Here is a 4,038-nt window from a genome sequence, read left to right on the forward strand (position 1 = left end):
CTAGTGTCTCGTGATCCTGATCGTGTCAGTTTGAGTTGTTATTAACGAGTTTCTTCATGTTGGTCTGGACGACGCGGACCTTCGCGAGGATCTCTTCGGCGGACGCGGTCCAGGTGAAGGGATTCGCGTCCTCGTTCCAGGAGTTGATGTAGTCGCGGATCTGCTTGACCAGGACGTTGACGCTGGAGAACGTGCCCCGGCGAATGGACTGCCGAGTCAGGATCCCGAACCAGATCTCGATCTGGTTCAACCATGAGGAACCGATGGGAGTGAAGTGGAAGCGGATGTGGGGGTTCTTCTCCAGCCATGCCTTCACCTCCGGCGTGGTGTGCGTGGACAGGTTGTCCAGGACGACATGGATCTCCTTGCCGGCGTGCGGCTTGGTCGCCTTCTTCAGGAAGGCGAGGAAGCTTGCCCCGTTCCGGCTCGGCCTGCACTCGCCGGTCACCTCACCGGTATGGACATTGAGGGCGGCGAACAGATTGGTGGTGCCGTGCCGTACGTAGTCGTGGGTGCGCTTCTCGCCCGCGCCGAAGGTGACCGGCAGTACCGGCTGGGTTCGGTCCAGCGCCTGTATCTGCGTCTTCTCGTCAATGGACAGCACCACCGCGCCGCCGGGCGGGGCCAGGTACAGGCCGACGACATCGGCGACCTTGTCCGCGAATGCGGGGTCCTTCGAGATCTTGAAGGTGCCGTTCCGGTGCGGCTTGAGGTTCTCCTCCCGCCAGATGCGGGCGACGTAGTGCCAGGACACCGAGATGCCCTCGCGCCGCTTCATGTGATTGACCAGCGTCCGCGTGGACCAGTGGGACAGCCCCGATTCCGTCGGCGGGGTTGTCTTCGTCAATGCGATCACCCGGGCCCGAGTGGTCGCGGGGACCTGATCGCGTCCGCCGCCGGGTTTCCGGGAAGCCAGTTGGGCAATCCCGCCCACGAGGTAACGGGCCTTGGCGCGGTCCACCGTATTCGGTGCGACTCCTGCGAGTTCGGCGATGTCCTTGCGTCGCCGCCCCTCGGCCGTCCACAGCACCAGGCGGGCCCGCAGAGCGGCATCGGCAGGGGCATGACGGCTGCCCGCCAACTCCCGCAGCTCATCGATCTGTTCGGAAGAGAGATCCACAACAGGCTAACGAAGTGACGCGCCATCAAGTTCCAACGACAGGATCACGAGACACTAGCCGCCCTTTGTGGTGCCGGTGGCTTTGCCGGGTTCGGGCCGGTGGACAAGGGCAGCGCACCCTTGGGCTATCGGTCGGTCTGGCACCAACGTGTCAGTGCCCCTCAGTAGCCTTGGCGCATGAGGGCCAGCGACTTCTTCCGCACAATCAGCACCGGCACTGGCGGCTGGGGAGAGCCACTGACCGCCTCTGCGTTTGAGATGGAACTCGTGGAGCGGCTCCGCAAGGGGCCTCTGGAAGGCACTTTGGACAGTGCTGCAGCCGAGGGCTTGTCCACGTTGGTGCACTCGGAGCTGGAGCACTGCGGAACCGACAGTGGGCAACGGCTGGACGATGAGGAGATAGCCGCTGCAGTCCGGAGCCTGAAGGCCATCCTTCGCCGCCTTGGGATCCCGTTCAACCCGCCTTTCCGGGACTTTCGAGGGTTTCACGGTTACTGGAGCGCCCAGGGGATGGGCGGCGGAGGCGGTTGGGCTGCACGGCGTGGGTATCTGAACACGCTCTTCTCACCGGTGTGGCTGGCCTTGGACGAGCTGGAATCGGCCGAGGGTGAGGGCCTCGGATTCCGAGGAGTCGACGGAGCGCCCAAGAACATCATCTTTGCCTCTACCGGGTTCAAACCCGAGATCGTCATGAGCCAGGTCATCGATGGGGCAATCGAGATCGTGAAGCACGAAGAAAGCTGCCTGGTCTACGACCGGCCCTTGACGGAGTCTGGAATGACATGGGGGCAGCTTGTTGACTGGTGGCGTGACCGGAACGACATGGGGGATGTAGACGATCGCGCTGCGGCTCTCTCTGTACGAGCGACTCAAGGCATCCCTGGCCTCGGACGCTGAGCGATACGTCTTCCACGCCTTTGGTAGCCGATACGCCGGGCCCAAAGCCATGCAGGAGCCCGCTCTGCTGCCGCAGGTGTATCTGCACTTCGATCCACTCACGGAGCGGCAGCGACGGACCTTGAACAAACCCCGTCGGCTCGCCCGTGAGCGCATGGACTTCCTCCTGCTATTGCCTGGTGGGGTTCGCATCGTGATCGAGGTGGATGGAAAACACCACTATGCGCGGGAGGTTCCCCCCGAATCAGGGAGGTGGGAAGTAGCTGCGGACCTCTACTCCGAGATGCTCGCAGAGGATCGCGAGCTACGGCTCAAGGGCTACGAAGTTTTCCGCTTCGGTGGAAGGGAGATACTCGAATCCCGTGAGGACCTCAGCTCTATTCGTCGGTTCTTCGGTGACCTGGAGGCCCGATACTGGCCCGTACCAAGGTCATGAACTTCGCTGTTCCGGTTCGACAAGCTTCAGGATTCGGCCGTCGTACCGTCAGGGCCGCCGTACGGGTGTCCGTGGACAGCCCGTGCTGCAGCGATCTATGCCCACCTCGGGCACCGGTGGCGACGCGAAGAAGTTGCGCTCACACCATGGTCTTCGCTGTGAGCTGGGCCACCGAAGGGTTCGTCACCTCGCTTACCTGGCCCTCACATCGTCAGCTCGTTCCCCATCCTGCTCCTGCCGGTGCACCGACGCGGCGAACTGTTTGGCCTCGTCCTGACAGCCTGGGCGCTCATGAGGATTCGAGGTGTGCCATCTACCTGTACTTCGGGATCATGTCAGGCATGAACGAGGACTTCGCAGAGGACAATCGGCTCGCATACGCCGGACTCACCGCGCTCGCCGAGCTAATGGAGAACGTCGGAAGCACGCTCGACCCCGACGAGGACAACCGCCCCTACTTCGTTGCCTGGGGGCTCCTGGCTGCCATGCATCGCCAGGCCTCGGCCGTCGTGCTATTGCACCGGAAGGGCTTCGGTCATGAGGCCGCACCCAACCGCCGTGCGCTGATCGAGCATATGGCGCAAATCCGATGGCTCGCCGAAGATGGCGCGGACGCCGTCGACACCATGAACCTGGCCCTCAAGCGCAGTCAGAAGAAGCTGAGGGACGCCGCGGACCTCGCCGGCATGTCGTACGACCCGACGATTCCCGACCTTGTCCAGGCTGCCGAGATCCCCTCCAACCCGGCTAATACTCCAGCTGTAGATCGCGATCTTCATGTCTGGGCGGCTTGTCGCTGATAGTGGCTGGCCTGGGATCGGGCCTGGTGGCGGCGTCGCCAATGGGACCAGTCGAGCCGGTGGGTCGCGTCGTGGACGGGCCGGACGGCGAGCGCGGTGAACAGGTGCTGGATCTCGTTGCAGGTGAGCGGTATCAGCCCGTCCGGCTTCGAGTGGCGGGCGTGTTCGTCGGCGCGGACGACGGTGAGGAAGGCGTGGGCGAGCATCGCGAGGGTGACCCAGCGGTGCCAGGACGTCCAGCGTCTGACCTGGTGCTCGTCCAGTCCGGCCAGGCCCTTGCCGGACTGGAAGGTCTCCTCGGCCGTCCATCTGCGCCCGGCGACCCGCACCAGGGTGGACAGCGGAACCCGGACTGCTGAGTAGCAGCGGTAGAAGGCGAGTTCACGGGTGCGCCGGTTGCGGCGGACGAGCAGCTGACGGTGGCCCGGCCGGTCGTCGGCGATGTCGGCCAGGGCCCAGTCGTAGAAGCGGTGCCCCTTGGCGCCGTCGCCGGCGGAGAGTTTCTGCCAGGCCCGCTTCGGCAGCATCTTGACCAGGACGTCGGCCCGGAAGTTGCCAGCTCGGGTGGTGATCTGGTGGTCACAGGCCACGGCGAGCACGTAGCCGGTCTCGCGTCTCTCCAGCTCGGTCCGCAGGTGCGGGTTGCCTCCGTAGACCTCATCGCCCGCCACCCAGGATGCGGCAACGCCGGCGTCCAGGGCGCGGCCGATCATGCGGGCGGCGAGGGCGGGTTTCGTGGCGAAGCCGACGGCGTCGGGTATCCCGGCGGCCCGGCAGCGGGCCGG

General features: G+C 64.7%; 5 protein-coding genes. 3 read left to right on the forward strand and 2 right to left on the reverse strand.

Features of this window, described 5'->3' with window-relative positions; all coding sequences use genetic code 11:
- Positions 1-25: 25 nt before the first annotated feature.
- Complete coding sequence (locus tag B9S58_RS14245; protein ID WP_103531692.1) at positions 26-1,120, reverse strand: IS630 family transposase; 1,095 nt, start codon at positions 1,118-1,120, stop codon at positions 26-28.
- 177 nt (positions 1,121-1,297) lie between these two features.
- Here B9S58_RS14245 and B9S58_RS39060 point away from each other — a divergent pair, with 177 nt between their 5' ends.
- The 3 genes from B9S58_RS39060 (at position 1,298) to B9S58_RS14255 (ending at position 3,253) form a co-directional block, all read left to right on the forward strand.
- A complete protein-coding gene (locus tag B9S58_RS39060; RefSeq protein WP_258044497.1) occupies positions 1,298-2,017 on the forward strand; it encodes a hypothetical protein in 720 nt (239 codons plus the stop codon).
- 154 nt (positions 2,018-2,171) lie between these two features.
- Positions 2,172-2,453, forward strand: a complete 282-nt coding sequence (locus B9S58_RS39065) for an endonuclease domain-containing protein (RefSeq protein WP_258044498.1) — start codon at positions 2,172-2,174, stop codon at positions 2,451-2,453.
- Positions 2,454-2,794: 341 nt separating this feature from the next.
- Complete coding sequence (locus B9S58_RS14255; protein WP_181009308.1) at positions 2,795-3,253, forward strand: DUF5677 domain-containing protein; 459 nt, start codon at positions 2,795-2,797, stop codon at positions 3,251-3,253.
- Here B9S58_RS14255 and B9S58_RS14260 read toward each other — a convergent pair.
- The coding region (locus tag B9S58_RS14260) for an IS701 family transposase (protein WP_107494940.1) at positions 3,229-4,038 on the reverse strand (810 nt) is incomplete at its 5' end. The genes B9S58_RS14255 and B9S58_RS14260 overlap by 25 nt on opposite strands.

Origin of the sequence: Streptomyces sp. SM11 (assembly GCF_002910905.1) — a bacterium.
Taxonomy (GTDB): Bacteria; Actinomycetota; Actinomycetes; order Streptomycetales; family Streptomycetaceae; genus Streptomyces.